At 60.8% G+C, this 25,351-nt stretch carries 25 protein-coding genes; 15 read left to right on the forward strand and 10 right to left on the reverse strand.

Going from position 1 to position 25,351, the window contains the following annotated elements; all coding sequences use genetic code 11:
* The first annotated feature begins 5 nt into the window (after nt 1–5).
* The 3 genes from B597_RS41310 to B597_RS41315 all read left to right on the forward strand — a co-directional run bounded on the left by B597_RS41310 (nt 6) and on the right by B597_RS41315 (nt 2,411).
* A complete protein-coding gene (locus tag B597_RS41310) occupies nt 6–1,541 on the forward strand; it encodes a cryptochrome/photolyase family protein (RefSeq protein ID WP_003292354.1) in 1,536 nt (511 codons plus the stop codon).
* Nucleotides 1,538–1,711, forward strand: coding sequence for a DUF2256 domain-containing protein (locus tag B597_RS46580; RefSeq protein WP_003292355.1), 174 nt, complete (start codon nt 1,538–1,540; stop codon nt 1,709–1,711). Before B597_RS41310 ends, B597_RS46580 begins: the two co-directional genes overlap by 4 nt.
* A gap of 82 nt (nt 1,712–1,793) precedes the next feature.
* Nucleotides 1,794–2,411, forward strand: a complete 618-nt coding sequence (locus tag B597_RS41315) for a BamJ family beta-barrel-assembly machinery protein (protein ID WP_003292356.1) — start codon at nt 1,794–1,796, stop codon at nt 2,409–2,411.
* 80 nt (nt 2,412–2,491) lie between these two features.
* Here the strand turns inward: B597_RS41315 and B597_RS41320 are convergent, their stop codons facing one another.
* Entirely contained in the window at nt 2,492–2,719 is a 228-nt protein-coding gene (locus B597_RS41320; RefSeq protein WP_003292358.1) for a PA4570 family protein, read from the reverse strand.
* 150 nt (nt 2,720–2,869) lie between these two features.
* A complete protein-coding gene (locus tag B597_RS41325; RefSeq protein ID WP_003292360.1) occupies nt 2,870–3,838 on the reverse strand; it encodes a polyprenyl synthetase family protein in 969 nt (322 codons plus the stop codon).
* A 241-nt stretch (nt 3,839–4,079) separates the two neighbouring features.
* Between B597_RS41325 and rplU the strand changes: the two genes are divergently transcribed.
* The 5 genes from rplU to B597_RS41350 all read left to right on the forward strand — a co-directional run bounded on the left by rplU (nt 4,080) and on the right by B597_RS41350 (nt 7,768).
* Nucleotides 4,080–4,391 carry a 50S ribosomal protein L21 gene (gene rplU, locus B597_RS41330; RefSeq protein WP_003292361.1) on the forward strand — a complete coding sequence of 104 codons (312 nt, stop codon included), beginning with the start codon at nt 4,080–4,082 and terminating at the stop codon, nt 4,389–4,391.
* A gap of 36 nt (nt 4,392–4,427) precedes the next feature.
* The gene (rpmA, locus tag B597_RS41335) at nt 4,428–4,685 is read left to right on the forward strand and encodes a 50S ribosomal protein L27 (protein ID WP_003292362.1); all 258 of its coding nucleotides are present in this window, start codon (nt 4,428–4,430) and stop codon (nt 4,683–4,685) included.
* 169 nt (nt 4,686–4,854) lie between these two features.
* Nucleotides 4,855–6,072: an Obg family GTPase CgtA gene (cgtA, locus tag B597_RS41340; protein WP_003292363.1), complete on the forward strand. Its 1,218-nt coding sequence runs from the start codon at nt 4,855–4,857 to the stop codon at nt 6,070–6,072.
* 105 nt (nt 6,073–6,177) lie between these two features.
* Nucleotides 6,178–7,296: a glutamate 5-kinase gene (gene proB, locus B597_RS41345; RefSeq protein ID WP_003292365.1), complete on the forward strand. Its 1,119-nt coding sequence runs from the start codon at nt 6,178–6,180 to the stop codon at nt 7,294–7,296.
* Nucleotides 7,297–7,303: 7 nt separating this feature from the next.
* Nucleotides 7,304–7,768: a CreA family protein gene (locus B597_RS41350; protein ID WP_024162396.1), complete on the forward strand. Its 465-nt coding sequence runs from the start codon at nt 7,304–7,306 to the stop codon at nt 7,766–7,768.
* A 215-nt stretch (nt 7,769–7,983) separates the two neighbouring features.
* Here the strand turns inward: B597_RS41350 and rpsT are convergent, their stop codons facing one another.
* Nucleotides 7,984–8,262, reverse strand: a complete 279-nt coding sequence (gene rpsT, locus B597_RS41355; protein ID WP_003288018.1) for a 30S ribosomal protein S20 — start codon at nt 8,260–8,262, stop codon at nt 7,984–7,986.
* 222 nt (nt 8,263–8,484) lie between these two features.
* On the opposite strand from rpsT, the gene murJ reads away from it, so the two are divergent.
* The 6 genes from murJ (at nt 8,485) to ispH (ending at nt 16,014) form a co-directional block, all read left to right on the forward strand.
* Nucleotides 8,485–10,032, forward strand: coding sequence for a murein biosynthesis integral membrane protein MurJ (murJ, locus tag B597_RS41360; RefSeq protein WP_003292369.1), 1,548 nt, complete (start codon nt 8,485–8,487; stop codon nt 10,030–10,032).
* 84 nt (nt 10,033–10,116) lie between these two features.
* Entirely contained in the window at nt 10,117–11,067 is a 951-nt protein-coding gene (ribF, locus tag B597_RS41365) for a bifunctional riboflavin kinase/FAD synthetase (RefSeq protein WP_003292370.1), read from the forward strand.
* A 1-nt stretch (nt 11,068) separates the two neighbouring features.
* A complete protein-coding gene (gene ileS, locus B597_RS41370; RefSeq protein WP_003292371.1) occupies nt 11,069–13,900 on the forward strand; it encodes an isoleucine--tRNA ligase in 2,832 nt (943 codons plus the stop codon).
* A 111-nt stretch (nt 13,901–14,011) separates the two neighbouring features.
* Nucleotides 14,012–14,515, forward strand: coding sequence for a signal peptidase II (gene lspA / locus B597_RS41375; protein ID WP_003292372.1), 504 nt, complete (start codon nt 14,012–14,014; stop codon nt 14,513–14,515).
* Nucleotides 14,508–14,945: an FKBP-type peptidyl-prolyl cis-trans isomerase gene (locus B597_RS41380; RefSeq protein ID WP_003292373.1), complete on the forward strand. Its 438-nt coding sequence runs from the start codon at nt 14,508–14,510 to the stop codon at nt 14,943–14,945. The genes lspA and B597_RS41380 overlap by 8 nt, the downstream gene beginning before the upstream one ends.
* Nucleotides 14,946–15,069: 124 nt before the next feature.
* Entirely contained in the window at nt 15,070–16,014 is a 945-nt protein-coding gene (ispH, locus tag B597_RS41385) for a 4-hydroxy-3-methylbut-2-enyl diphosphate reductase (protein ID WP_003292375.1), read from the forward strand.
* A 54-nt stretch (nt 16,015–16,068) separates the two neighbouring features.
* Here ispH and B597_RS41390 read toward each other — a convergent pair whose 3' ends face one another.
* From B597_RS41390 to B597_RS41425, 7 genes are all read right to left on the reverse strand, one after another.
* Nucleotides 16,069–16,515 (reverse strand): type IV pilin protein, encoded by a 447-nt coding sequence (locus tag B597_RS41390; RefSeq protein WP_031323705.1) that lies wholly within the window; start codon nt 16,513–16,515, stop codon nt 16,069–16,071.
* Nucleotides 16,512–20,477 carry a pilus assembly protein gene (locus B597_RS47110; protein ID WP_152028198.1) on the reverse strand — a complete coding sequence of 1,322 codons (3,966 nt, stop codon included), beginning with the start codon at nt 20,475–20,477 and terminating at the stop codon, nt 16,512–16,514. Before B597_RS47110 ends, B597_RS41390 begins: the two co-directional genes overlap by 4 nt.
* A 1-nt stretch (nt 20,478) precedes the next feature.
* Nucleotides 20,479–20,994, reverse strand: a complete 516-nt coding sequence (locus tag B597_RS41405; RefSeq protein ID WP_003292379.1) for a pilus assembly PilX family protein — start codon at nt 20,992–20,994, stop codon at nt 20,479–20,481.
* A complete protein-coding gene (locus tag B597_RS41410; protein WP_003292380.1) occupies nt 20,991–22,076 on the reverse strand; it encodes a PilW family protein in 1,086 nt (361 codons plus the stop codon). Before B597_RS41410 ends, B597_RS41405 begins: the two co-directional genes overlap by 4 nt.
* Nucleotides 22,073–22,543 (reverse strand): type IV pilus modification protein PilV, encoded by a 471-nt coding sequence (gene pilV, locus B597_RS41415; protein WP_003292381.1) that lies wholly within the window; start codon nt 22,541–22,543, stop codon nt 22,073–22,075. The genes B597_RS41410 and pilV overlap by 4 nt, the downstream gene beginning before the upstream one ends.
* The gene (locus B597_RS41420) at nt 22,540–23,055 is read right to left on the reverse strand and encodes a GspH/FimT family pseudopilin (RefSeq protein ID WP_226924998.1); all 516 of its coding nucleotides are present in this window, start codon (nt 23,053–23,055) and stop codon (nt 22,540–22,542) included. Before B597_RS41420 ends, pilV begins: the two co-directional genes overlap by 4 nt.
* A 75-nt stretch (nt 23,056–23,130) precedes the next feature.
* Nucleotides 23,131–23,652 (reverse strand): GspH/FimT family pseudopilin, encoded by a 522-nt coding sequence (locus B597_RS41425; protein WP_003292383.1) that lies wholly within the window; start codon nt 23,650–23,652, stop codon nt 23,131–23,133.
* Between the two features lie 149 nt (nt 23,653–23,801).
* On the opposite strand from B597_RS41425, the gene thiO reads away from it, so the two are divergent.
* Nucleotides 23,802–24,899: a glycine oxidase ThiO gene (gene thiO / locus B597_RS41430; RefSeq protein WP_003292384.1), complete on the forward strand. Its 1,098-nt coding sequence runs from the start codon at nt 23,802–23,804 to the stop codon at nt 24,897–24,899.
* Nucleotides 24,900–25,351 lie beyond the last annotated feature (452 nt).

Genomic DNA, 25,351 nt, shown 5'->3' on the forward strand with positions numbered 1-25,351 from the left:
GAATCGTGAGTGTCGCGGCATTGCGGCTGGTGCTTGGCGATCAGCTGAGCTTCGATTTGTCCGCCCTGAGCGGTCTCGATCCGTCCCGTGATCGAGTGCTGCTTGCCGAAGTGGCGGAGGAGGCGGGTCACGTGCCGCATCATCCGCAGAAGATTGCATTTCTGTTCAGTGCCATGCGCCATTTCGCCGAGGCACTTTGCCAGCGTGGGGTGACGGTGGACTATGTGCGGCTCGACGATCCGGCCAACAGTGGCTCGCTGGCCGGTGAGCTTGCGCGTTTCGCTGCCTTGCATAGCCCCGGGGCGATTCATGCCACCGAGGCCGGTGACTGGCGTGTCGAGCAGGCGCTGAAACATTCCGGGTTGCCGATCACCTGGCATGAGGATCGGCGTTTCCTCTGCTCGCGTGGCGAGTTCGCGCGCTGGGCGCACGGCAAGCGACAGCTGCGCATGGAATTCTTCTATCGCGAAATGCGCCGCAAGTGCGGCCTTTTGCTGCATCCGGACGGTACGCCCGAGGGCGGCGTCTGGAATCTCGACGCCGACAACCGCAAGTCACTGCCGCGAGGGCTGCGCGGTCCCATCAAGTTGCGCTTTCCCGAGGACGCCATCAGCCGCGAAGTGCTCGAGCTGGTGGCTGCGCGTTTCGCCGGTCATTACGGACGTCTCGAAGGTTTCGATTACCCGGTTACTCATGCAGAAGCCGAACAGCTGTGGTTGCATTTTCTCGACTTCGGTCTGGCTGCGTTCGGCGACTACCAGGATGCCATGGCCAGCGATGAGCCCTTCCTGTTTCATGCGCGCATCGGCGCCGCGCTCAACGTCGGCCTGCTGGATGTGCGGCGGCTATGTGCCGATGTAGAGGCAGCGTACCGGCAGGGCCATGTTGCGCTGAACGCTGCCGAGGGTTTCATTCGCCAACTGATCGGCTGGCGCGAATATGTCCGCGGCATCTACTGGCTGCAGATGCCCGACTACGCGTTACGCAATGCATTCGGAAATACCAGGCCGCTGCCTGAGTTCTACTGGAGTGGACGGACGCGCATGAACTGCATGCGTCAGGTCATAGGGCAGACCCTGGATCATGCCTACGCCCACCACATCCAGCGGCTGATGGTGACGGGCAATTTCGCCTTGCTCGCGGGTATCGCGCCGCCGGAACTGTGCGACTGGTATCTGGCGGTATATATGGATGCGTTCGAGTGGGTAGAGCTGCCCAATGTGCTGGGTATGGTGTTGCACGCTGATGGCGGCTATCTGGGTTCCAAGCCTTACTGTGCGAGTGGTCAATACATCAAGCGGATGTCCGACTACTGCCAGGGCTGTTCGTACCGGGTGGGCGAGAGCACGACGGAAGATGCCTGTCCGTTCAATGCGCTGTATTGGCACTTTCTCATGCGTCACCGCGAGCGGCTGCAATCCAATCCGCGGATGGTCATGGCCTACCGAAACCTGGCGCGCATGGCCGAGGACAGGCAGCGGGCGCTGTGGCAGCGCGGCGAAACGCTGCTGGCGCGGCTGGATGCAGGGGAAGCGCTGTGAGAAAGAAGGCCGATCTCCCACGGAAAACTTGCGTGGCATGCGGCCTCCCGTTCGCATGGCGACGCAAGTGGGCGCGCTGCTGGAACGAGGTGCGCTACTGTTCGGAGCGTTGCCGTCGTGCTCCGAAGGGCACGGGGTACGCAAGGTTCCAGGCGACCGAAGGGTGCTGAACGCTGTATCGAGGCAGTCGCTGCTCCAGGCCGGTTCAGCTGTGCTAGGCTGGCCGACCATTTTTTTCCTCTCGGAGCCGGCATGACCGATCTTAATCTCTCCACCGATGAAACCCGCGTGAGCTATGGCATCGGCCGTCAGCTGGGCGACCAGCTGCGGGACAATCCGCCGCCGGGCATCAGCCTCGATGCGGTGATCGCCGGCATTCGCGATGCCTTCGCTGGTGCAGCCAGCCAGGTTTCCCCGGAAGCGCTGAACGCCAGTTTCGCGGTCATCCGCGAGCGGATGCAGGCCGAGGCGCAGCAGAAGGCCGAGGCCGCCGCTGCCGAAGGCCGTGCCTTCCTCGTCGAGAACGCCAAGCGCGACGGCGTGGTGGTGCTGGAATCCGGTCTGCAGTATGAAGTGCTGGCTACGGGGGATGGCGCCAAGCCGTCCCGAGAGGACAGCGTGCGCACGCACTACCATGGCACTTTGATCGACGGTAGCGTGTTCGATAGCTCCTATCAGCGCGGCCAGCCTGCCGAGTTCCCGGTTGGCGGCGTGATCGCTGGCTGGACCGAGGCGCTGCAACTGATGAGTGCAGGTAGCAAGTGGCGCCTCTATGTGCCGAGCGAGCTGGCCTACGGCGCTCAGGGCGTGGGCAGCATCCCGCCCCATAGCACGCTGGTATTCGACGTCGAGCTACTGGACGTTCTCTGATCGGCTGCTCAGCGCACGGCAACAGCCAATGCTCGTCGTGCGCGCTTCGCCGGTTCGGTGCCGTTCCGGCGCCATGAATGCTAGGGGCGCAACGCCCTGGCATAGCTGAACAGGAACAGGTTGCGGATCTGTTCCTTCAGCACGCTGGGTTCGTTGGTACTCAGTTCCTGCAGGTCGAGCTCGCCCTGTTCGCGCAGTTCCTCCAGCGCTTCCCCTTCCAGTGATACGCAGACGGCTCCCGTATTGCGGTCGAGTATGCGCAGATAAGGCTGCGGCCGGTCCAGCCAGGCGTCTATCAGATAGGTCATGTGGCACCTCCAATTCAATCTTCTAATGAGAATAATTGTTATTTGCAAATATGCAAGCGCAAAGGTGCCTCGCCTTGTAGCGAAGGAGGGTTGTGGTCAGTCAGGATGGCTGCGCCGAGCGGCGCAGCGGAGGAAGGAAGCAGCCGGGTATCAGTGCGTGCGCGCCACGGCGAAGCGGCAGAGCTCCATCAGGGCGTCGCGGTACTGGTTGGCGGGAACCACTTCGAGGCAGGCGATGGCGCGCTCGGCGTAGTCGCGTGCCAGCCTGGCGGTATACGCCAGTGCGCCGGAGGCCTCCACTGCTGCGCGAATGCTCTCGAGATCCTCCAGGCCGCCTTTCTGGATGGCCTGGCGTACCAGGGCAGCCTGCTCGGCCGTGCCTTCGCGCATGGTGTAGATCAGTGGGAGCGTGGGCTTGCCTTCGGCGAGATCGTCGCCGACGTTCTTGCCGAGCGTCTCAGCGTCGCCCTGATAGTCGAGCAGGTCGTCGACCAGTTGGAAGGCGATGCCGAGGTGATCGCCGAAGGTGCGCAGCGCCTCGCGCTGTTCGTCGCTGGCACCGGCCAGGGTGGCCGCACTATGCGTCGAGGCTTCGAAGAGCATGGCGGTCTTGCCGCGGATGACTTCCATGTAGATTTCTTCGGTAGTGCTGGCGTCGCGTACCTTGGACAGCTGCAGGACCTCGCCCTCGGCGATGACGCGAGTCGCCTGCGATATGATGCGCATCACCGGCATGGAATCCAGTTCCACCATCATTTCGAACGAGCGCGCATATAGAAAGTCGCCGACCAGCACGCTGGGCGCATTGCCCCACAGGGCGTTGGCGGTGGAGCGGCCGCGACGCATGCCGGACATGTCGACGACATCGTCGTGAAGCAGGGTCGAGGTGTGCAAGAACTCGATGATGGCGGCAAGCAGGCGCAACTGGTCGCCCTGATGACCGAGCGCACTGCCGCTGAGCAGCACCAGCAGCGGACGCAGGCGTTTGCCGCCAGCCGACGTGATGTAATCCCCGATCTTTTCCACCAGAGGGACGCGCGAAGTCAGTTGCTTGCGGATGATGCCGTCGACAGCGGCAAAATCGTCCGCCACAACTTGATAGAAAGGCTGGGGTTGCATCGGGGACTCCTCGCAGATTGCGCGGCATGCTAGGGGGCGGGTCTGGCACTGTCAAGGCAACGCCCGTTGGCTATTGCGCGGGGTGTGCCGCATGCGTACAATCGCGGACCCTGAACTTCCCCCTGGGCATTTCCCTGCCTTACGCAATTGCACGGGCGTCAACTTCCGGCCCCATGCAGCCATGCCAGCCACTAATCATTCTTTCAAAGCGCTGGGTGAGCAGGATCAACGGAGATACGAGATGTACGCAGTTATCGTTACCGGCGGCAAGCAATACAAGGTTGCCGAAGGCGAATACCTCAAGATTGAAAAACTCGAAGTTGCGACTGGCGAAGCTGTCACTTTCGACCGCGTTCTGCTGATCGGCAACGGCGACGATGTGAAGATCGGTGCTCCGGTGGTCGATGGTGCCAAAGTCACTGCCGAAGTGGTTGCCCAGGGCCGCCACGACAAGGTGACCATCATCAAGTTCCGCCGTCGTAAGCATCACATGAAGCGTCAGGGCCACCGTCAGTGGTTCACTGAGGTCAAAATCACCGGTATTCAGGGCTAATCTGGGCCTGAATCCCCCTACAGGAGTATTGAACTCATGGCACACAAAAAAGCTGGCGGTTCTACCCGCAACGGTCGCGACTCAGAAGCCAAACGCCTTGGCGTGAAGATGTATGGCGGCCAGGTCATCAAGGCCGGCAACATCATCGTGCGTCAGCGCGGCACCCAGTTCCATGCCGGTTACGGCGTTGGCATGGGTAAGGATCACACTCTCTTCGCCAAGGTCGAAGGTGTGGTCAAGTTCGAAGTGAAGGGCGCTTTCGGCCGTCGCTACGTGAGCGTCGTCGCAGCCTAACTGCGGCGTTGCTGAAGAAGCCCTGTCATGCGACGGGGCTTTTTTGTTTCTGTATCCTGTGAGGCTCTTGCAAAGAACTGCTCGGTGCTCATTCAGTTTTCGCTGGGTTTTTTGCAAGACCCTTACGTTTCTTGTTTCTTAAGCCCGTCCTGCGACGGGAGGCGTTCCCATGAAATTCGTCGATGAAGTATCGATTTTTGTAAAGGCCGGCGACGGCGGCAACGGCATGATGAGCTTTCGTCGTGAGAAGTTCATCGAAAAGGGTGGTCCCAACGGCGGCGACGGCGGCGACGGCGGCTCGGTGTACCTGGAGGCCGATGAGAACCTCAATACCCTGGTGGACTACCGCTATACCCGTCGCTTCAATGCGCAGAACGGGCAGAAGGGTGGCAGCACCGACTGCACCGGTGCCAAGGGCGACGATCTGATCCTGCCGGTGCCGGTCGGTACCACCGTGATCGATGCCGCTACCCAGGAGATCATGGGTGATCTGACCAAGGCCGGGCAGCGCCTGCTGGTGGCGCAGGGTGGCTGGCACGGGTTGGGCAATACGCGCTTCAAGTCCAGCACCAATCGGGCACCGCGACAGACCACGCCAGGCAAACCGGGCGATGCGCGTGACCTCAAGCTGGAATTGAAGGTCTTGGCAGATGTCGGTTTGCTGGGGCTGCCGAATGCCGGCAAGAGTACCTTCATTCGTTCGGTGTCGGCGGCCAAGCCGAAGGTGGCCGATTATCCTTTCACCACGCTGGTACCGAATCTCGGCGTGGTCAGTGTCGGGCGTTACAAAAGTTTCGTGATCGCCGACATTCCCGGTCTCATCGAGGGTGCGGCCGAGGGTGCGGGGCTGGGTATTCGCTTTCTGAAGCACCTGGCACGGACTCGCCTGCTGTTGCATCTCGTCGACATGGCGCCATTGGATGGTGGCGATCCGGCCGATGCGGCGGAGGTGATCCTGCATGAGCTGGAGAAATTCAGCCCGGCGCTGACGCAGCGCGACCGCTGGCTGGTGTTGAACAAGGCTGATCAGCTCCTGGAAGACGAGCGTGAGCAGCGTGTCCGGCAGGTGGTCGAGCGTCTGGACTGGAAGGGTCCGGTATTCGTCATCTCGGCGCTTGAAAGTGAGGGTACCGAGGCGCTGAGTCAGGCCATCATGCGCTACCTGGATGAGCGCACCTTGCGCATCGCCGAGGAGCCCGAGTACGCCGAGGCCCTGGCTGAGCTGGATCGTCAGATCGAAGACGAGGCTCGGGCCCGACTGCAGGAGCTCGACGATCAGCGCGCCCTGCGGCGCGCGGGTGTCAAGGCCGTCGACGAGGTGGATGACGATGACTTCGACGATGATGACGACGACGAGGATGGTGCCGAGATCATCTACGTTCGCTGATTCGAGTGCCGGGCCGCTGCGCGGCCTGGTCATGCGGGTGGTCGGTGGGCTGGCTCGTGTGCAGTCCGATCCGAACGTGTTTTGGCCGAATAGAAGGCGGGAACGATGCGGGACAAGGTGAGCGGCGCGCGGCGCTGGGTAGTGAAGATTGGCAGTGCGCTGTTGACTGCTGATGGGCGCGGGCTCGACCAGGATGCCATGGCCGTCTGGGTCGACCAGATGGTGGCGTTGCGTGCGGCAGGTGTGGAGCTCGTGCTGGTCTCTTCGGGCGCCGTCGCCGCGGGCATGAGTCGTCTTGGCTGGGTTTCTCGTCCCAGGGCGGTCCATGAACTGCAGGCTGCGGCTGCGGTAGGGCAGATGGGGCTGATCCGTGCCTGGGAGTCGAGTTTTGCGCGCTGCGATCAGCAGACGGCGCAGATCCTGGTCACTCACGACGATCTGTCCGATCGCAAGCGCTACCTCAACGCGCGTAGCACGCTGCGTACGCTCATCGATCTCGGTGTCGTTCCGGTCATCAATGAGAACGACACCGTTGTCACCGACGAGATCCGCTTCGGTGACAACGATACCCTTGCCGCGCTGGTCGCCAATCTGGTCGAGGCTGATCTGCTGGTCATCCTGACCGATAGGGATGGCATGTTCGATGCCGATCCTCGTCTCAATCCCGATGCACAGCTCATCAGTGAGGCTCGGGCCGATGATCCGTCACTGGATGCGGTGGCGGGCGGTACTGGTGGGGCGTTGGGTCGCGGCGGCATGCAGACCAAGTTGCGTGCGGCTCGTCTGGCGGCGCGCTCTGGTGCGCATACGGTGATCGTGGGTGGGCGGATCGAGCAGGTGCTGGCGCGGCTCAAGGCGGGTGAGCGTCTGGGTACGTTGCTGGCTCCCGAGTGCAGTCGGCATGCGGCGCGCAAGCAATGGCTCGCCGGGCACCTGCAGACGCGTGGCACGCTGACCCTGGATGATGGCGCGGTGCACGCGCTGCGCCAGGGTAATCGCAGCCTGCTGCCGGTCGGGGTGAAGGCGGTGCAGGGGGCGTTTCGTCGTGGCGAGATGGTGGTCTGTGTCGGGCCGCAGGGTGCCGAGGTTGCCCGTGGCCTGGTCAACTACAGTGCGGCCGAGGCGCAGCGGATTCTGGGGCGGCCGTCCGACGAGATCGAGAAGCTGCTTGGCTATGTTGACGAGCCGGAGCTGATCCATCGCGACAACATGATTCTGGTCTGAGGTGATGATGCGTCTGGTAGCGATGGCTTTGATGCTGGGATTGGCTCAGCCGGCATTGGCCGAGCAGGTCGGCGAAGTGGATACCGTGTTCAAGTGGCTCGGGCCGAACCACAAGATCGTGGTCGAGGCGTTCGATGATCCCTTGGTTGAAGGCGTGACCTGCTATCTGTCGCGCGCCAAGACCGGTGGTATCAAGGGTGGCCTGGGTCTGGCCGAGGATCGTGCGGAGGCCTCCATTGCCTGTCGCCAGGTCGGGCCCATTCGCATCAATGGCAAGCTCGAGGATGGCGATGTGGTCTTCAAGGAGCGCACGTCGCTCGTCTTCAAGACCATGCAGGTGGTGCGGTTCTTCGATGAGTCGCGCAATACGCTGGTCTATCTCGTCTACAGTGACCGTGTCATCGAGGGCAGTCCGCAGAATGCGGTGACGGCGATTCCGATCCTGCCCTGGCCGCAGGCGTTCAGGCCGTAGGTTGGGTTGAGGGCGGCGAACCGAGGCTTCGCTCAATACTCCGCAGGGTGGCAGCAGGATAAAAGCCAGGCTTCAGGCGGGTCTGTGGCCTGCATCGTCGCGAGGGTGCGCCTCCCGCAGGTGCGCTGTTGCTTTTGGGCTTGTGGCCATGCGTTTGGAGAAACTGCAGGCATAAAAAAACCGGCGCCAGGCCGGTTTTTTCAAGAACACCGCAGTTAGGCTGCAGCAGCTTCGCCGAGGGCCTTGATGTGGCCGTTCAGGCGGCTCTTGTGACGAGCAGCTTTGTTCTTGTGGATGATGCCTTTGTCAGCCATGCGGTCAATGACCGGTACGGCTGCAGTGTAGGCTGCGCGGGCCTTGTCCAGGTCTTTGGCGTCGATGGCCTTGACCACATTCTTGATGTAGGTACGAACCATGGAGCGCAAGCTGGCGTTGTGGCTGCGACGCTTCTCAGCCTGAATTGCGCGTTTTTTGGCGGAAGGGCTGTTGGCCACCGTCGAACTCCTCGAAAACGTGGGGGATTGCAAAGCAAATAAGGCCGCGAATCATGCCGACGCGAAGGTCGCTTGTCAAGCCTGGTCGAACGGCTTGAGAAGCTGGTCGGACAGAAGGGCTGCGGCTAAACTCGCCGCCTCTTTTCGTGTCGTAACTGGCCATCGATCCGGCCGGCGCCGAGCGCTCGGTCGATCAATCTCGCTGCAATTCTAGGAAGACAAATGTCCGAAAAAACCGGCAAGGGCGGATTGTTGCGTTCCAGCGCGGTGGTCAGTGTCATGACCCTGCTGTCACGCATGCTGGGCATGGTACGCGATATGGTCGTCGCCAGCTACTTCGGTTCTGGTGCCGCGGCTGACGCCTTCTTCATCGCATTCAAGATTCCCAACTTCCTGCGTCGGCTGTTCGCCGAGGGGGCGTTCGCCCAGGCCTTCGTGCCGGTGTTGTCGGAATATCGCACCAGGCGCTCGCTGGCCGACGTCAAGCAGTTGGTGGATCGCACCGCCGGTATGCTGGGGCTCATTCTTGCGGGACTGACTGCGCTGGGTGTGCTGTTCGCGCCCTATGTGGTGATGGTCTTCGCGCCGGGCTTCCATGACGATCCGGCGAAGATGCAACTGGCTGGCGAGCTGCTGCGCATAACCTTCCCCTATCTGATGCTGATCTCGCTGACCGCCTTCACCTCTGGCGTGCTCAACAGCTATGGGCATTTTGCGGTGCCCGGCTTCACGCCCGTGTTGCTGAATGTCTGCATGATCGCCTCGGCGTTATTCCTCACGCCGTATTTCGATCAGCCGATCATGGCGCTGGCCTGGGGGGTGTTCATCGCCGGCTTTGCACAGCTGGCTTTCCAGCTGCCGTACGTCGCCAAGTTGGGCCTGTTGCCCCGGCCGCGAGTCAAGCGGGGTGACGAGGGTGTGCGGCGCATCATGCTGTTGATGGTGCCGGCGCTGTTCGGCGTATCGGTCAGCCAGATCAACCTGCTGCTCGATACCGTACTGGCGTCCTTTTTGCAGACCGGCAGTGTGTCCTGGCTGTATTACGCCGACCGCCTGTCCGAGTTGCCGCTGGGCGCCTTCGGCATCGCCATCGGCACGGTGATCCTGCCGAGTCTGTCGCGCCAGCATGCGGGTGAGGACCCGAAGGCATTTTCCGCGACGCTCGACTGGGCATTGCGCATGGTGCTGCTGGTCGGTGTGCCGGCTGCGCTGGCGCTAGGCATTCTCGCCGAGCCGATGATCGCCAGCCTGTTCTATTACGGTGCCATGAGCGAGGAGGCGGTGGTGCAGTCGGCCAGGGCGCTGCAGGCCTATTCGCTGGGCGTGCTGGCTTTCATGCTGATCAAGGTGCTTGCGCCTGGCTTCTTCGCGCGCCAGGACCTGAAGACACCCGTGCGTGTCGCCGTGATCTGCATGGTGGCGAACATGGTGATGAACCTGATCCTGATCTGGCCGCTGCAGCATGTGGGGCTCGCCCTGGCGACATCGTTGTCGTCCATGCTCAATGCCGTGCTGCTGTTCTGGGGGCTTTACAAGATCGGCGTTTATCGGCCGGCACCTGGCTGGTGGCTGTTCGGCCTGCGCCTGGCGGCGGCCTGCGCGGCGATGGTGGCGGTGGTCTGGTGGCTCAATGTGCCTGCGCAGGAGTGGTTCGCCTGGGGCTGGCAGCAGCGGGCGCTGCAGCTGGGATTGCTGGTCTGCGCCGGCTTGGCGGCATTTGCCGGCGGACTCCTGCTGACAGGGTTGCGGCCGCGACATTTGCGGCATTGATCGATGCTGTCGGGCCGATGCAAACCTGTCCGGGATGCTCGGCACATGCGTATAATCGGCCACTTTTCAAGCAAGAAGTGCGGTATGCAGCTGGTTCGAGGCCTTCACAACCTGCGCCCCCGACATCGGGGCTGCGTCGCCACCATCGGCAATTTCGACGGCGTGCACCGGGGGCATCAGGCCATCCTGGCGCGTTTGCGCGAGCGTGCGGCCGAGCTGGGTTTGCCCAGTTGCGTGGTGATCTTCGAGCCGCAACCGCGTGAATTCTTTTCGCCGGACAAGGCGCCTGCGCGTCTGACCCGGTTGCGTGAAAAGCTGCAGTTGTTGAGCGAGCAGGGCGTCGATCTGGTGCTGTGCCTGGCATTCAACCGCCGGCTGCGTGAGCTGAGCGCCGCGGAGTTCGTCCACGCCACGTTGGTGGAGGGGCTTGGGGTGCAGCATCTGGAGGTCGGCGACGATTTCCGTTTCGGCTGTGACCGTGCCGGGGATTTCGATTTCCTGCTCAAGGCCGGCGCTGCCGAAGGCTTCACCGTCGAGGCGGCCACGACCATCGAGGTGGATGGCGAGCGGGTCAGCAGCACACGATTGCGCCAGGTATTGGCCGAAGGCGATCTGGTGCTGGCCGAAGCCCTGCTTGGCCGGCCGTTCGGCATCACCGGCCGGGTCATGCATGGGCAGAAGCTGGGGCGCCAGCTGGGTGCTCCAACGGCCAATGTGCAACTCAAGCGCCGCAACACGCCGCTCAGTGGCGTCTTCGTCGTCACGCTCAAGCTGGAAGGCATAGCGCTGGCGGGCGTGGCCAACATCGGCATGCGGCCCACGGTCGAGAGCGACGGCAGGCCCCATCTGGAAGTGCACCTGCTCGATTACCAGGGTGACCTGTACGGGCGTCTGGTACAGGTCACCTTCCATCGCAAGCTGCGCGACGAGCAGCGCTTCGCCTCGCTGGAGGCGCTCAAGACGGCGATCGATGCGGATATCGCCGCTGCCCGCGATTATTGGCGGGCTTCACCCCTTATGACGAGTCAGGACTGAAATGACCGATTACAAAGCGACCCTCAATCTGCCGTCCACGGCATTTCCGATGAAGGCCGGTCTGCCACAGCGCGAGCCGGAGATTCTGCAGCGCTGGAACAGCATTGACCTGTACCGGAAGCTGCGGCAGATCGGCGAAGGTCGCCCGAAATTCGTCCTGCACGACGGCCCGCCGTACGCCAACGGCAACATTCACATCGGTCATGCGGTGAACAAGGTGATCAAGGACATGATCGTCCGCTCACGCACGCTGGCCGGTTTCGACGCGCCCTACGTGCCGGGCTGGGATTGCCATGGCCTGCCGATCGAGCACAAGGTCGAGACCACCTTCGGCAAGAACCAGCCCGCCGACCTGACCCGCGAGCGCTGCCGCGCCTACGCGGCCGAGCAGATCGAAGGGCAGAAGGCCGACTTCATCCGTCTCGGTGTGCTCGGCGATTGGGACAATCCGTACAAAACCATGGATTTCGTCAACGAGGCCGGCGAGATCCGTGCTCTGGCGAAGCTGGTCGAGGGCGGCTTCGTCTTCAAGGGCCTGAAACCGGTGAACTGGTGCTTCGACTGCGGCTCGGCACTGGCCGAAGCGGAGGTCGAATACCAGGACAAGAAGTCCGATGCCATCGACGTCGCCTTCGAGGTCGAGGACGCCGACAAGCTGGCCGCCGCGTTCGGTCTCGATCGCCTGGCCAAACGCGCCAGCATCGTCATCTGGACCACCACGCCCTGGACCATCCCGGCCAACCAGGCGCTGAACGTGCACCCCGAGTTCGTCTATGCGCTGGTCGACACCGGCGAGCGTCTGCTGGTGCTGGCCGAGGAGCTGGTTGAGTCCTGCCTGCAGCGCTACGGCCTGTCCGGCGAGATCATCGCCCGTTGCGAAGGCAGGGCGCTGGAGTTGATCCGCTTCTGCCATCCGTTCTACGAGCGCTTCGCTCCCGTGTACCTGGCCGAATACGTCGAAACCGGTGCCGGTACCGGCATCGTCCACTCGGCGCCTGCCTATGGTGAAGACGACTTCCGCTCCTGCAAGCACTACGGCATGGAGAATGACGACATTCTCGGTCCGGTGCAGAGCAACGGCGTCTATGTCCCGGACCTGCCGTTCTTCGGCGGCCAGTTCATCTGGAAGGCCAACCCGGCCATCGTCGAGAAGCTCGCCGAGGTCGGCGCGCTGCTCAAGCACGAGTCAATCCAGCACAGCTACATGCACTGCTGGCGACACAAGACGCCGCTGATCTACCGCGCCACCGCGCAGTGGTTCGTCGGCATGGACAAGGTCGCCCACGATGGCAGCTCGCTGCGCCGTCGCGCGCTGGACGCCATCGAACAGACCGAATTCGTTCCAGCCTGGGGCCAGGCGCGCCTGCATGGCATGATCGCCGGGCGTCCGGACTGGTGCATCTCGCGCCAGCGTACCTGGGGCGTGCCGATCCCGTTCTTCCTGCACAAGGAAAGCGGTGAGCTGCATCCGCGTACCGTCGAGCTGATGGAAGCGGTGGCGCAGCGCGTCGAGCAGGGCGGCATCGAGGCCTGGTCGAAACTGGACGAGAGCGAGCTGCTGGGCGACGAAGCGGCACAGTACGAAAAGATCAGCGACACCCTGGATGTCTGGTTCGATTCCGGCACTACCCATTGGCACGTGATGCGCGGTTCGCACCCGATGGGGCATGATCAGGGCCCGCGCGCAGACCTGTATCTGGAAGGTTCCGACCAGCATCGCGGCTGGTTCCATTCCTCGCTGCTGACTGGCGCAGCCATCGATGGTCATGCACCGTACAAGGGCCTGCTGACCCACGGTTTCACCGTGGACGAGAACGGCCGCAAGATGTCCAAGTCCCTCGGCAACGTGATCGCGCCGCAGGAAATCACCGACAGCATGGGCGCCGATATCCTGCGTCTGTGGGTTTCGGCCACCGACTACTCCGGCGAGATGGCGGTGTCCAAGCAGATCCTGCAGCGCAGCGCCGATGCCTACCGCCGCATCCGCAATACCGCGCGCTTCCTGCTCTCCAACCTCGACGGCTTCGATCCGGCACAGCACATGGTGCCGAACGATCAGCTGATCGCGTTGGATCGCTGGGCCATCGACCGTGCGCTGCTGCTGCAGCGCGAGATCGAGGAGGCTTACACCACCTACCGTTTCTGGAACGTCTACCAGAAGGTGCACAACTTCTGCGTTCAGGAGTTGGGCGGCTTCTATCTGGACATCATCAAGGACCGCCAGTACACCACTGGTGCGAACAGCCTGCCGCGCCGTTCCTGCCAGACTGCGCTTTATCACATCGCCGAAGCGCTGGTGCGCTGGATCGCGCCGATCCTGGCATTCACCGCCGAGGAGATCTGGCAGTACCTGCCGGGCGAGCGCAACGAGTCGGTGATGCTCAACACCTGGTACGCGGGCCTGACCGAGCTGCCACAAAGCGCCGAGCTGGATCGCGCCTTCTGGGACAAGGTCATGGCGGTCAAGAGCGCGGTGAACAAGGAGCTGGAAAACCAGCGTGCGGCGAAAACCATTGGCGGCAACCTGCAAGCGGAAGTCACGCTGTATGCAGAAGAAGCGCTGGCTGCGGAGCTGGCCAGGCTGGGCAACGAGCTGCGCTTCGTGCTGATCACTTCGGCCGTCGACATCGCACCTCTGGCCCAGGCGCCTGCCGAGGCCGTGGATAGCGAACTGGCCGGGCTCAAGCTGCTGGTCAAGAAAACCGAGCACAGCAAGTGCGGCCGTTGCTGGCACCATTTGCCGGACGTTGGCAGCCATGCCGAGCACCCGGAAATCTGCGGTCGCTGCGTGGAAAATATCGAAGGCGCCGGTGAGGTCCGTCACTATGCGTGACCCTCTGCGTACGATCGTAGGGTGGGCTTCAGCCCACCATCACGATGCTGCCTTCAGTCTCGGTGGGCTAAAGCCCACCCTACCGCGCGGTGTTCCAGCGGAGGCAGCTGCATGAGTGCGCGTTTCGGCAGACTCGCCTGGCTGTGGCTCAGCATGCTGGTAATCGCCTTCGATCAGGTGACCAAGCATTACTTCGAGGCCAACTTCAGCCTGTATCAGAAGATGGACGTGATTCCGGGCTACTTTGCCTGGACCCTGGCCTACAACACCGGGGCAGCGTTCAGTTTCCTGGCCGACCATAGTGGCTGGCAGCGCTGGCTGTTCGCGTTGATCGCGATCGGTGTGAGCATCGTGCTGGTGATCTGGCTCAAGCGTCTGAAGGCCAGTGAAACCTGGCTGGCGGTGGCGTTGGCGCTGGTTCTCGGTGGCGCGCTGGGCAATCTCTATGACCGCGTGGTCCTGGGTCACGTGGTCGATTTCATTCTGGTGCATTGGCAGAACCGTTGGTATTTCCCGGCGTTCAACATCGCCGATAGCGCCATCACCGTCGGCGCCGTGATGCTGGCGCTGGACATGTTCAAGAGCAACAAGACCGGAGAATCCGCACATGACTGAACAGCGCATTGGGCCGGACAAGGAAGTCACCCTGCATTTCGCGCTCGGCCTGGAGACGGGCGAGCTGGTCGACAGCACGTTCGACAAGAAGCCAGCCACCTTCACGGTCGGTGACGGCAACCTGCTGCCGGGTTTCGAGCAGCAGCTCTATGGGCTAAAGGCCGGCGACAAGCGTACCCTGCAGGTCTCGCCGGAGCAGGGCTTCGGCCAGCCGAATCCGCAGAATGTGCAGGTCATGCCGCGTGGCCAGTTCGCCGGGATGAAGCTTTCCGAGGGCCTGATGGTGAGCTTTCAGGATGCGGCGCGCACCGAACTGCCGGGTGTGGTGAAGGTGTTCGACGACAACCAGGTCACCGTTGACTTCAACCATCCCCTGGCCGGCAAGACCCTGACCTTCGAAGTCGAAATCATCGACGTCAAACCGGTGTAACCGGATTGCAGGCCAGTCGGGTGCCTTTTGGGTGGCCGCTGGCCGATCCAGGGCATCAGCGAATGTCCGTGCTGGATCACGTTACACTCTTCCGTCATCAAGCTTTCGCGTGCCGAGACTCACCATGCAAATCAAACTCGCCAACCCTCGCGGCTTCTGCGCGGGCGTAGATCGCGCCATCGAGATCGTCAATCGGGCTCTGGAAGTCTTCGGGCCGCCAATCTACGTGCGGCATGAAGTGGTGCACAACAAGTTCGTCGTGGAAGACCTGCGCGCGCGTGGCGCGGTTTTCGTCGAGGAATTGGACCAGGTGCCAGACAACGTGATCGTCATCTTCAGCGCCCACGGCGTTTCCCAGGCGGTACGGCAGGAAGCCGAGCAGCGCGGATTGAAGGTCTTCGATGCCACCTGCCCGCTGGTGACCAAGGTGCATCTGGAAGTTGCCAAGTACAGCGGTGATGGGCGTGAATGCATCCTGATCGGTCACCAGGGCCATCCGGAAGTGGAAGGCACCATGGGGCAGTACGACCCGCGCAACGGCGGCGCGATTTACCTGGTGGAAGACGAGGACGATGTGGCCAGGCTGCAGGTGCGCAATCCCGAGGCGCTGGCCTTCGTCACCCAGACCACGCTGTCCATGGATGACACCAGTCGTGTCATCGACGCGCTGCGCAGCAAATTCCCAAGCATCGGCGGCCCGCGCAAGGATGACATCTGCTACGCCACCCAGAATCGCCAGGATGCGGTGAAGCAACTGGCCGATGAGTGTGATGTGGTACTGGTGGTTGGCAGTCCCAACAGCTCCAACTCCAACCGTCTGCGTGAGCTGGCCGAGCGCATGAACACCCCGGCCTACCTCATCGATGGCGCCGAAGACCTCAAGCGCGAATGGTTCGAGAACATCGAGCGTATCGGTATCACCGCAGGTGCATCAGCGCCTGAGGTGCTGGTGCGCGGGGTGATCGACCAGCTCCGTGCATGGGGGGCGACTGACATGGATGAGCTCGATGGACGTCCCGAGAACGTGACGTTCTCGATGCCGAAGGAGCTGCGGGTGAAGGCTCTTTGATAGCCTTGCAAAACGAAAACGCCCGGCGATGCCGGGCGTTTTCGTTTCAGCCGTTTAGCGTTTCCAGCATTCTGCCAATGTCATGCCGCTTTTCTGCCCCTTGGCGCCGGTGTTGGCTAGCGTCAAGGTCCCACATTTGTCGTTGGTCATGCTGCCCGTCGGTACGGCCTGCAGCACGTAAGCAGTAGCGGATGTGCTGGCCTCGACAAGCTGGATGTCGTAACTCTTGGTTCCGCCGTCCCGTGGAGCTTGAGTAAATGGTAGGTCGGGCTCATCACCATCCTCGTCGACATAGCGGCCGTTGGCCGTGTAGTAACGCTCCATGAAGTGGGCCAGCTCCATCAGCGCAGTCGCTGCATCGGCCCGTTTGGCGCTGCGTACATACCCCTGATAGCTGGGGTAGGCAATGGCTGCGATGATGCCGATGATCGCGACCACGATCATCAGCTCTATCAATGTAAAAGCGCGACTTCCCCGCTGGCTGGGTCTGAGCAGTTTCAAAGGTTGTTCCTCACTTCATGCCAGGACAGGCGGTTGGAGTCATTGTTGTCTCCCATGACCTCGATGCAAACCGGAGTTACACCGTCCGAGTCTGTGCTGGCCGCCGAGCTTGCGTAACAAAGGTAGCGTCTGCCCGTGCTCTGGTCGTTCAGGCCAATGGTCCCCTTGACCGCACCCTCATCGGGGTCGGCAACGCCGCTGACCGGTACCTTGGTGCCGTCTTCGAGCTCGATGTAGTCGTCTTCATCGATATTTCCGTCACCGTTGTAGTCGAAGTAGGAGTAGGCGAGGCGGCTGCCAGTGGCGAGGTCCAGGCTCATGATCCAGCTGGTTCCGCCAGCATCGCACGGGTCAGACGACGGAATCAGGGTGCTGAATGTAACCCGGTTACCGCCCAGCTGTGCCTGGGATATAACCCGCTCCCCTTTGGCGCCTGGGCCGCCTTTGCTTACTTTCCATATCAGGTCCAGATACCAGCCCTGGTCTGTGTCATCCATGGTGTTCTGGCTGATGGCACGGCCATTGAGAGCCGTACCGCTCACTTCCTTCAGGATTTCCTGTTCCAGCAGCCGGGTACGTCCATCAACCGGCGATCCGCTGTCGATAATTCCATAGAAGGATTGGACTTGAGGGGACGAGGGGATTTCGTTATCGGTGGTCTGGTAGAAACTGCCAGTGCCGAACACAAGCATGATCTTGCGATCCTTTGTGTACGCCGCGTCCAGAGGGGCCGTGATCGGCTGCCGGTTGCCGTCGCTGTCCTGAGCGATGAACAGCGGCTCAATATTTCCGCCGGACCTCAGGCTGCTTGGCGCATCCCAGTCGCCAATGCTCGTGCTGCTGGTGTCCAGCCGCCAAACATTGCCCTTCGTATCCGCGACATAGATACGATCGGTGACACGGTCGTTGTCCAGGTCGACCGCCAACGGTGAGCCCAGGTCGCCGCTGTCCGGCAAGTCGAAGCGTTTCAATACGCTGCCGTCAGCCGCATCGAGGACCCATACATAGCCACTCGTCGTGTCCGTGGAGCGATCGAAGCCGCTGGTGACTATCACGCCGAACTTGCCGTTGTAGAGGGGTACGAGGCTAGGTCGGCCGAGGCTGTAGCCCATCTCGGGATGGGTGAATTCCCAGAGCACGCTGCTGCTGGTCATATCGGCCGGATTGGAAACATCCAGTGCGAAAATGCTTCGACCACCTGCTCCGGAGGAGCCGATGACCAGTGTTTTCCACGCATTACCGACCCAGGCGTCACCGATGCGTGGGGTGCCGTCAACATAGTAGCGGTGCGAGTAAGTCGGATCGGTGAGTTGGTACAGGTCGTCGATCAGATCGTTCGGTATGTAGGCAAACAGCTCCTTGCCGCCGTTGGAGCCCAGGCTTGCGTCAAAGCCATGCAACATCCCGTCGTTAGCCCCAACCACTACCAGTGGCGGACGGTTCTGATAGGTACTGGAGGCGCGGAAGGAGGTATAGGCGCTCGTGGTGGCCGCGGTAAATCCTGCGCTCTCCGGGAGCTGCGAGTAACCGAAGTTTGGCTTGTGAATATATTGCGGGTCCGAGTTGGCGATGTCGCCAAGGCGGCTGCCTCTTTGCCGGAACGGATTGTTGGGAGCTGAGTCGGTTCGCTCCAGGCTGCGGATGCCACGGATGAAATTGAGCCGATCCTGGCCCATCTGCTCTGTAGCCAACGAGCCCCCGGCAGTCATCCTCATGGCATCCTGCTGAGTTGAATGCAGCTGCGCCCAGGCAAAAATGCGGCCTGTGGCAGAGACCAACGCTCCGGATGAGGAGTCGGCCGTTGGTGGCAGAGATGTAAGTATCTTGCGATTCGCCACCTCCGTGTTGGTCAATGCATCTAGCTTCGTTGCTGCTTTCCAGGTGGGTGTTTCGTTTACTGTTCCGTTGCTTGTGACAGCCTTGGCCAACAAATCACCGCTCCAGTCGGCACTGTCGAGCATTGACTGAAAGACCACGGTCTCTGTTTCGAGCTTGGTGGAGTTGGTTGAGAGTGCGGCGGTAGTGCTGCGCACTTCGTTAGCGATATTCGCGAAAGCAGTTTTCAAGCTTTCGACCATTTTGGTGGCATCGCTGGCAACATAAAAGTTTCGTGGACGAAGGTCGTTCTGCTCTGTCCGGTCGCCATCCGTCCACCAGCTGTTAGGAAGAGCGGCGGTACGCGCATAGGGGTCGCCATAGTCAACATCGCTAGGGACCTTGAAGCCGCCATATTTTGCAGCGAGCCAATACTGGTTCTTGGCGCGGCCCTTGAGCACGCCGTTCTCTCGAACGTCTACCCAATGAGTCGAAAGCAGCTGCTCGCCACTGATGTCTCTACGAAGGTCAACAGTATTGGCGTGATACGCCATCCCGGCGATATATGCAGAGTTATTACTGCAGCAATCACCAAAAGCACTGGCGGACGTCGCCTTTGTATCAACTCTTTCCAACGCTCCGACCCGGGCGGTAGCGGCAGCTACATCGAAGTTGGCAGCGTCGGCTGCGACTTGTGCGGGTATGGAGGGCTCAAGGTTCGTTACGGTGGCGCCCGGCAGATTGCGGTCCGCATGGGTGTTAGTGTCACCTATCCCCAAAATTACGTTTTTCTGGCAGGCATACTGAATCGGGTCATCCCAATCGGTGACGACCGGAAATCCATCCAGCCACTTTTCTTTGGAGTCCCCGTTTGCTGCATGCGCTGGGGTCGGCGTACTGTATTCCGTTACGTTGCCCTTGTTGCGAAAATAACGGAATGCAGCGTAATACAGTTCGCTGACTGGGTCGTTGCTCTTGTGGTTGAAATCAGTAAGCTGGCCAAACTTGTTCAGGTAGTTGATAACGCCGCTATTGCTAACTGAAGTGCCAAACAGTGCTTGGGTGGATGCTACATCGTTCGGGTCTGGGTTTGTAACTAAAATACCAGTACTTTCGTTCCATTCCTTATTAGTGTTATCCAGCTCCCCGGCAGCGCCACGTTCTCTTTTAAGCGGGCCGACGTATTTTTGGCCGGCACGCAGCACCCCGCCATCACGGAGTTGGCTTTTATCATTAAGGTAACCGAATACACTATATCGAATGCTGGAGGAGTACTGTTGCAATAACCCTTCAGGCTTGTAATTTGTATCGCTGTATTTTTTGCAGTTTGATTCGATTTGTCCCGTGACGCAGACTTTTACTCGAATTTTTACGCGGTAAACACTTTTTACTTGGTTCCCTGCATAGAATGCGGGCTTTAGTTTCCCTTTTTGCCATTGGTCGGCGTTATTTGGGTTGTAGTAGGTCCATTCGTTCGTGTTGGTTCCAGTTGCATCTAGTCCGCCAATCTTGTCGCGCCAATTAGAGAAGAGCATTTCTATACCTCGGCCGCTCAGGCGAATATAGAAGTTTGCCCAGTCGCCTGCTATGGGTGCGGCTCCAGAAAACTCGTTTGCGGGTAGAACTCCCGAGTCTGAGTTGGCGCGATCACCAGCTGTACTTTGTCCGGTGTGGCGAGCCTTTTCGAGTACAGTCAGCCCAACCTCATCACGATAGCGGTAGCCTCCTGTCAACGCGCTTCGGAACGGATCAATGGTTGGTGTGCCAGCCCAGTTAAGAAAATTGCCACTCCACGCTTTTTCACCACTGCACTTGCGCGCAGAAGCATTGCCATTAGGTACGAACCATTCATTGGCTCCGTCATAGACGTAGCATTTGCTGGAATCGAAATACCCCAAGTAGGTGTTGGTAGAGCTGTAGTCACCGGTGTTGGCGATAGACAATAAAGTGGGCCACTCCACCGAGGGCACCAGGGCAAGGTTCCCGGGTACATTGCCGCTACCCAACAACAAGGGCGTCTGGGACACGTCTGCTGCGGCCTGGCCGGCGCTTAGGGTCCAGAGCAGTGCGCTGCCGGCAAGCCCCCATGAACGCCAGTTTGCGCCAAATCCGTTCTTAGACTTGCGGCAAATATCGAGCGGCATCATGTCACTCCTCTACGAAATACAGGGAACGAAGGGTGACCTTCGAGTCCGGACTGGCGCCAGTGCCGGTCGCTTCGATACGCACCAGAACGAAGTCGAGAATCAGCGATTCCCCTGCGGCGAGTGAGTCGCCCCCGGCCGTGGTAGGGTTGACCATGTTTTGCATGTCGAGCTGACCCGGGTGCGGTAATCGTGTGATGGTATAGGTGGGTTTACTGGCCACATTGCCGGTAAAACCGCTAAACCTCACAATTTCCGGGGATTCGTCGTTTACCGGATATAGATCGTCGCGGATCAGATTTGCGTAGTCTGTTTTGACTTCTTGCTCGGCGAAGCGCAGAGCGGCTTCGGCTGCTTGAAAGGCGAGGTTTTGGTCGCGCATGTTTCCGGCCATGCGTTCCTGAAGATTGGTATCGCGCATCGCAGCAGCACCGAGAATCGTCAGCAGTAATAGCATGATCAATGACACGAGCAGCACGGCGCCGCGCTGACTCGAACGTCCGGTAAATATCGTGTTCATGGCAGGCGATTCCGAATGGCGATGGTGGCGGTGTACACCTGGGCGACACGGTTGTTCTTGATGGTCACCTTGCCGTCATCTTCGTAAAGTGCATAGTCGTCATCCCGGTCGATGCCGGAAACTGCCGGAAGAACGAATGTCTGAGGTTCTTCCAGTACATTCGTTTCAGGGCTGACGGCAAGCAGGGATATGCGCGCCGATACCACTTTATCCCAGCCGCCCGCGCCGCTGGCGGTGAGGTTGTTCGTTCCGGCCTTGACATACTCATCCGCCAGGCGATCACCGTCCTTGTCTATGCCGTAGGTGACCTGCATGTCGATGATTCCCTCAACCAGTTCTTCCATGACGGGCTTTGGGCTGAGCACCCTTCGCCAGAGAGAGGGCAGGCGATCCGCATTTTCTCGAATGAAATAGGTGTGGCTGCGGAAAACGTGAGCTGTAAACTTTTCATCATAGGCCTGGCTCATGCCTGCCTTTGTATTGCCGGGGGTTTCATTGTTTCCGTTCGTTTGAAACGTGCTCGCGTTGCTATTGTTTGTGTTTTGGAAAATATCGCAGCCGGTAGAATTTGCGACCAAGACGATCTGGCCGCTATAGGCCCCTGTTTGGCCTTTGACATTTAGGTTGCCTGCACCGGCGCTGTTCGATCCGTTGGGTATGAACTCTGTACCCTCGCCGGCATATTTGACGATGAAGGCATCGGTGTCGGCACGTGTTGTATCGGTATTGCCGAAGAAAACAGGCTTGCTGTTATCCCATCCCTGGATTGCCGGGGTCGGGCTGTAGGCGTTTTTTCCATCGGTCGTGTAAGCGTGTTTGGGTGAGGATAGATCGAGTTGGTTGAATGGCTCGCTCAGGCACTCCCCCTTGTAACCCGCCTGACGCACGTCGAAGGCAATGAAATCGGTAGCAAAGCGCCCAGCTTCCTGAACACGCGCAACTGCCGTGTTGGTGCGATACATGTCCTTGCTGGACAAGAAGACTTGGAGCACGCCGCCGAGCAGAACCAGGCTGATCAGCATGGCGACCATCAGCTCGATGAGCGAAAGGCCCGTCTGCCGGAAGAGAGAGGCTGGTTTCATAACTGGGTCCGATAAACAAAGGTTTCGCGGTCGTCATCGCCTGCATCATCGATACGCCCACGGTTGTCGTTCCACTCGATGGAGATCGTGAAAGTACGACCGTTGCGCACCACACTGCCGCGAGCATCTGGAGAAAGAAGGCAGGAAAGGGCGTTCAGCCATTCGGCCACGTCCCTCTGTGCAAGGGTTCCGTTTGGGGCAAGGCCTGGATCACAGGTCTGGTTCTGGATGGCGATGTCGTAAACACCGTTGAGTGCGTCGGCGCGGTTGGCCCGCATGCGATCGATGATGTCGTACGCAAGCACCGTGGCCTGCGAGCGATAGTAGGCGCTCTGGTTACTCTTCAACGCGGTCATCTGCATGCCCGCCAGACCGAGCAGGCCGATGGAAAGAACCAGCATGGCGACTAGCACCTCGATGAGTGTCGCACCCCTCTGGTCGGCAGAAATTGATGGACGGCGTTTCATGGGCACGTTCCTTTTGCGCTCGTCACTCGTCCCGTGGCGGTCAGCGCGATGCTGTATTGGGGCTTGCCGGTGCAGTTGGAAAAGGCAACGGTGAAGGTTGTGTCAGCAGCGGTGTTTGCTTTGGTGAGCAGCCCGCTCGGGCGATAGGTGAGGGTCTCGTTCGGGCCGGTAACGGTATCCCGGCCACCAACCGCTTCCCATACACGCAGAATTGCTCCGCCGTTCACTTTTACCAACCAGCCGTTACCCCAGCCGGTGGAGTTCGCGCAGGTGTTGCCGTTGCGTCGGCAGATGTCGACGTTGACGCCACGCTTGACCGCTTCGGAGCGAGCGAATTGCAGCGCCGTGGTCAGGTCGTTGGCGATGGTCTGGGTTCGGTTGCTCTGGATGAGGTCTCGGAAAGACGGTGCCGCGATGGCGAGCAGGATCGCGAGGATCGACAACGTGACCATGAGCTCTATGAGGGTGAAGCCTCGGGAATACCGCATGGTTCTTCTCGATTGCAAGGTCATCAGATCATCCCGATTTGTCGTTTCGCTTCCCATACCGCCCGGACGTCCGGTCGGTTTCGAAGACTGTGCGGCATGTTAGGTGCAAAGGTCTTCGGCGGTGGGTGCGGTAAGTCTCGAGCGCCCTGTGACGTTGATCACGATCTTCCTCAGGGCTACTTCCTGGCGGCACAGAATGAAGCTGCCGTTAAGGCTGTGGGTGGTCCCGTCGGGTTTGAAGGTCATGTGCCGCTGCTGACGAAAGTTCCGCCATCTCCAGGCATGGTTGGCTGCAACACTGGTTACGCGTAATGGGACGTCGTCGTCCTCGTTGAATGTGCCGTCGCCGTCGATATCATCGAATATGAAAACCTGGCCGCTCCAGTCTTTTATGCCATCACAACCTGACGCTCCGGCACAGATGCTGACTGGACGCCGGCTTGTTATCGCCCGGCTGCGTGCGAAATTGAGGTCAGCCAAGAGCTGATTGACCTGAGTACGTTGTCTGACGGAGTCAAGGGTGGTGGAAAAGCTCGGTATCGCGATTGCCAGCACGATGGCGAGTACGACGAGGGTCAGAAGCAACTCGATAAGCGTGAAGCCTTGATTCTGGTTCGGCATGGTGCAGCTCCTTTGCAAGTATCATGTTCGCCGTCCTGGCGGTGCCGCTTTGCTTCATTCAACTAATGGAGCACGGCCTTTTTAGACCAGCGCTGCGGTCAGTCCAAGGATAAATGGCTGAAATTGTGAACCTGAGTGCCGGAGGCTGAGTGAAGCAACATGTGATTGTGGTGGGGGGAGGCGTTATCGGCCTGCTGACGGCTTACAAGCTGGCTGCTGCAGGCACGTCGGTGACGTTAGTGGAGGCAGCCGGAACAGGCAGCGAAGCCTCCTGGGCTGGCGGCGGGATCGTGTCGCCGTTGTATCCGTGGCGCTACAGCCCTGCGGTCACGGCGCTGGCGCACTGGTCGCAGGATTTCTATCCGCAGTTGAGCGAGCGGTTGCTGGCCGAGACGGGGGTGGACCCGGAGCTGCATGTGACCGGCCTCTACTGGCTCGATCTGCATGACGAGGCCGAGGCACTGAGCTGGGCCGAGCGGTACGGGCGGCCATTGGCGTCGGTGCCGATGGAAGCCGTGCACCACGCCGTGCCGTCGCTGGGTGAAGGTTATGAGCGGGCTGTTTACATGTCGGGTGTCGCCAACGTGCGCAATCCGCGGTTGCTCCGTGCATTGCGCGAGGCGCTGCGCCTGCTGCCGAACGTGAATGTGATCGAGCAGTGCCCGGTCCAGGGCTTCCTGCGCGACGGCGTGCGCATAGTGGGCGTGCAGACGGCGCAGGGCGAGATGCTGGCGGACCAGGTGGTGCTGGCTGCGGGGGCCTGGAGCGGCAAGCTGCTAGCGACGTTGGGCCTGGATATGCCGGTCAAGCCGATGAAGGGACAGATGATCCTGTTCAAGTGTGCCGAGGCTTTCCTGCCCAGCATGGTGCTGGCCAAGCGGCGCTATGCGATTCCGCGGCGTGACGGCCATATCCTGATCGGCAGTACGCTGGAAGATGTCGGCTTCGACAAGACGCCGACAGAGGATGCCCTGGAGAGCCTTCGGGCGACCGCTATCGAGCTGCTGCCGGCGCTGGCCGGCGCGCAGGTGGTCAGGCACTGGGCGGGCCTGCGTCCCGGCTCGCCGGACGGCGTGCCCTATATCGGGCCGGTGAGCGGCTTCGAAGGACTCTGGCTCAATTGCGGGCATTTCCGCAACGGGTTGGTCCTGGCCCCTGCGTCCTGCCAGCTGTTGACCGACCTGATGCTGGGGCGTGAGCCGGTTGTCGATCCTGCGCCCTATGCACCAGCCGGGCGGATCGTGTAGGGCGGCTTACAACCCGCCTGGCTGATCCCAAGGTAATCGCTGCGTCGGTGCTTTGTTGGTGGGCTGAAGCCCACCCTACAGAACCGGTGGCGTTCAGGTAGGCACGGAGAATCATTGCAGGAGCGCGCCTGCGCGCGAATCGCGGGCCAGGCTGATCCCAAGGTAATCGCTGCGTCGGTGCTCTGTTGGTGGGCTGAAGCCCACCCTACGGAACCGGTGGCATTCAGGTAGGCACGGAGATTCATTGCAGGAGCGCGCCCTGCGCGCGAATCGAGGGCCTAGGCTGATCCCAAGGTAATCGCTGCGTGCGTCGGTGCTTTGTTGGTGGGCTGAAGCCCACCCTACGGAACCGGTGGCGTTCAGGTAGGCACGGAGAATCATTGCAGGAGCGCGCCCTGCGTGCGAATCGCGGGCCTGGCCTGATCCCAAGGTAATCGCTGCGTCGGTGCTCT

Origin of the sequence: Stutzerimonas stutzeri KOS6, assembly GCF_000307775.2 — a bacterium.
GTDB lineage: Bacteria > Pseudomonadota > Gammaproteobacteria > Pseudomonadales > Pseudomonadaceae > Stutzerimonas > Stutzerimonas stutzeri_B.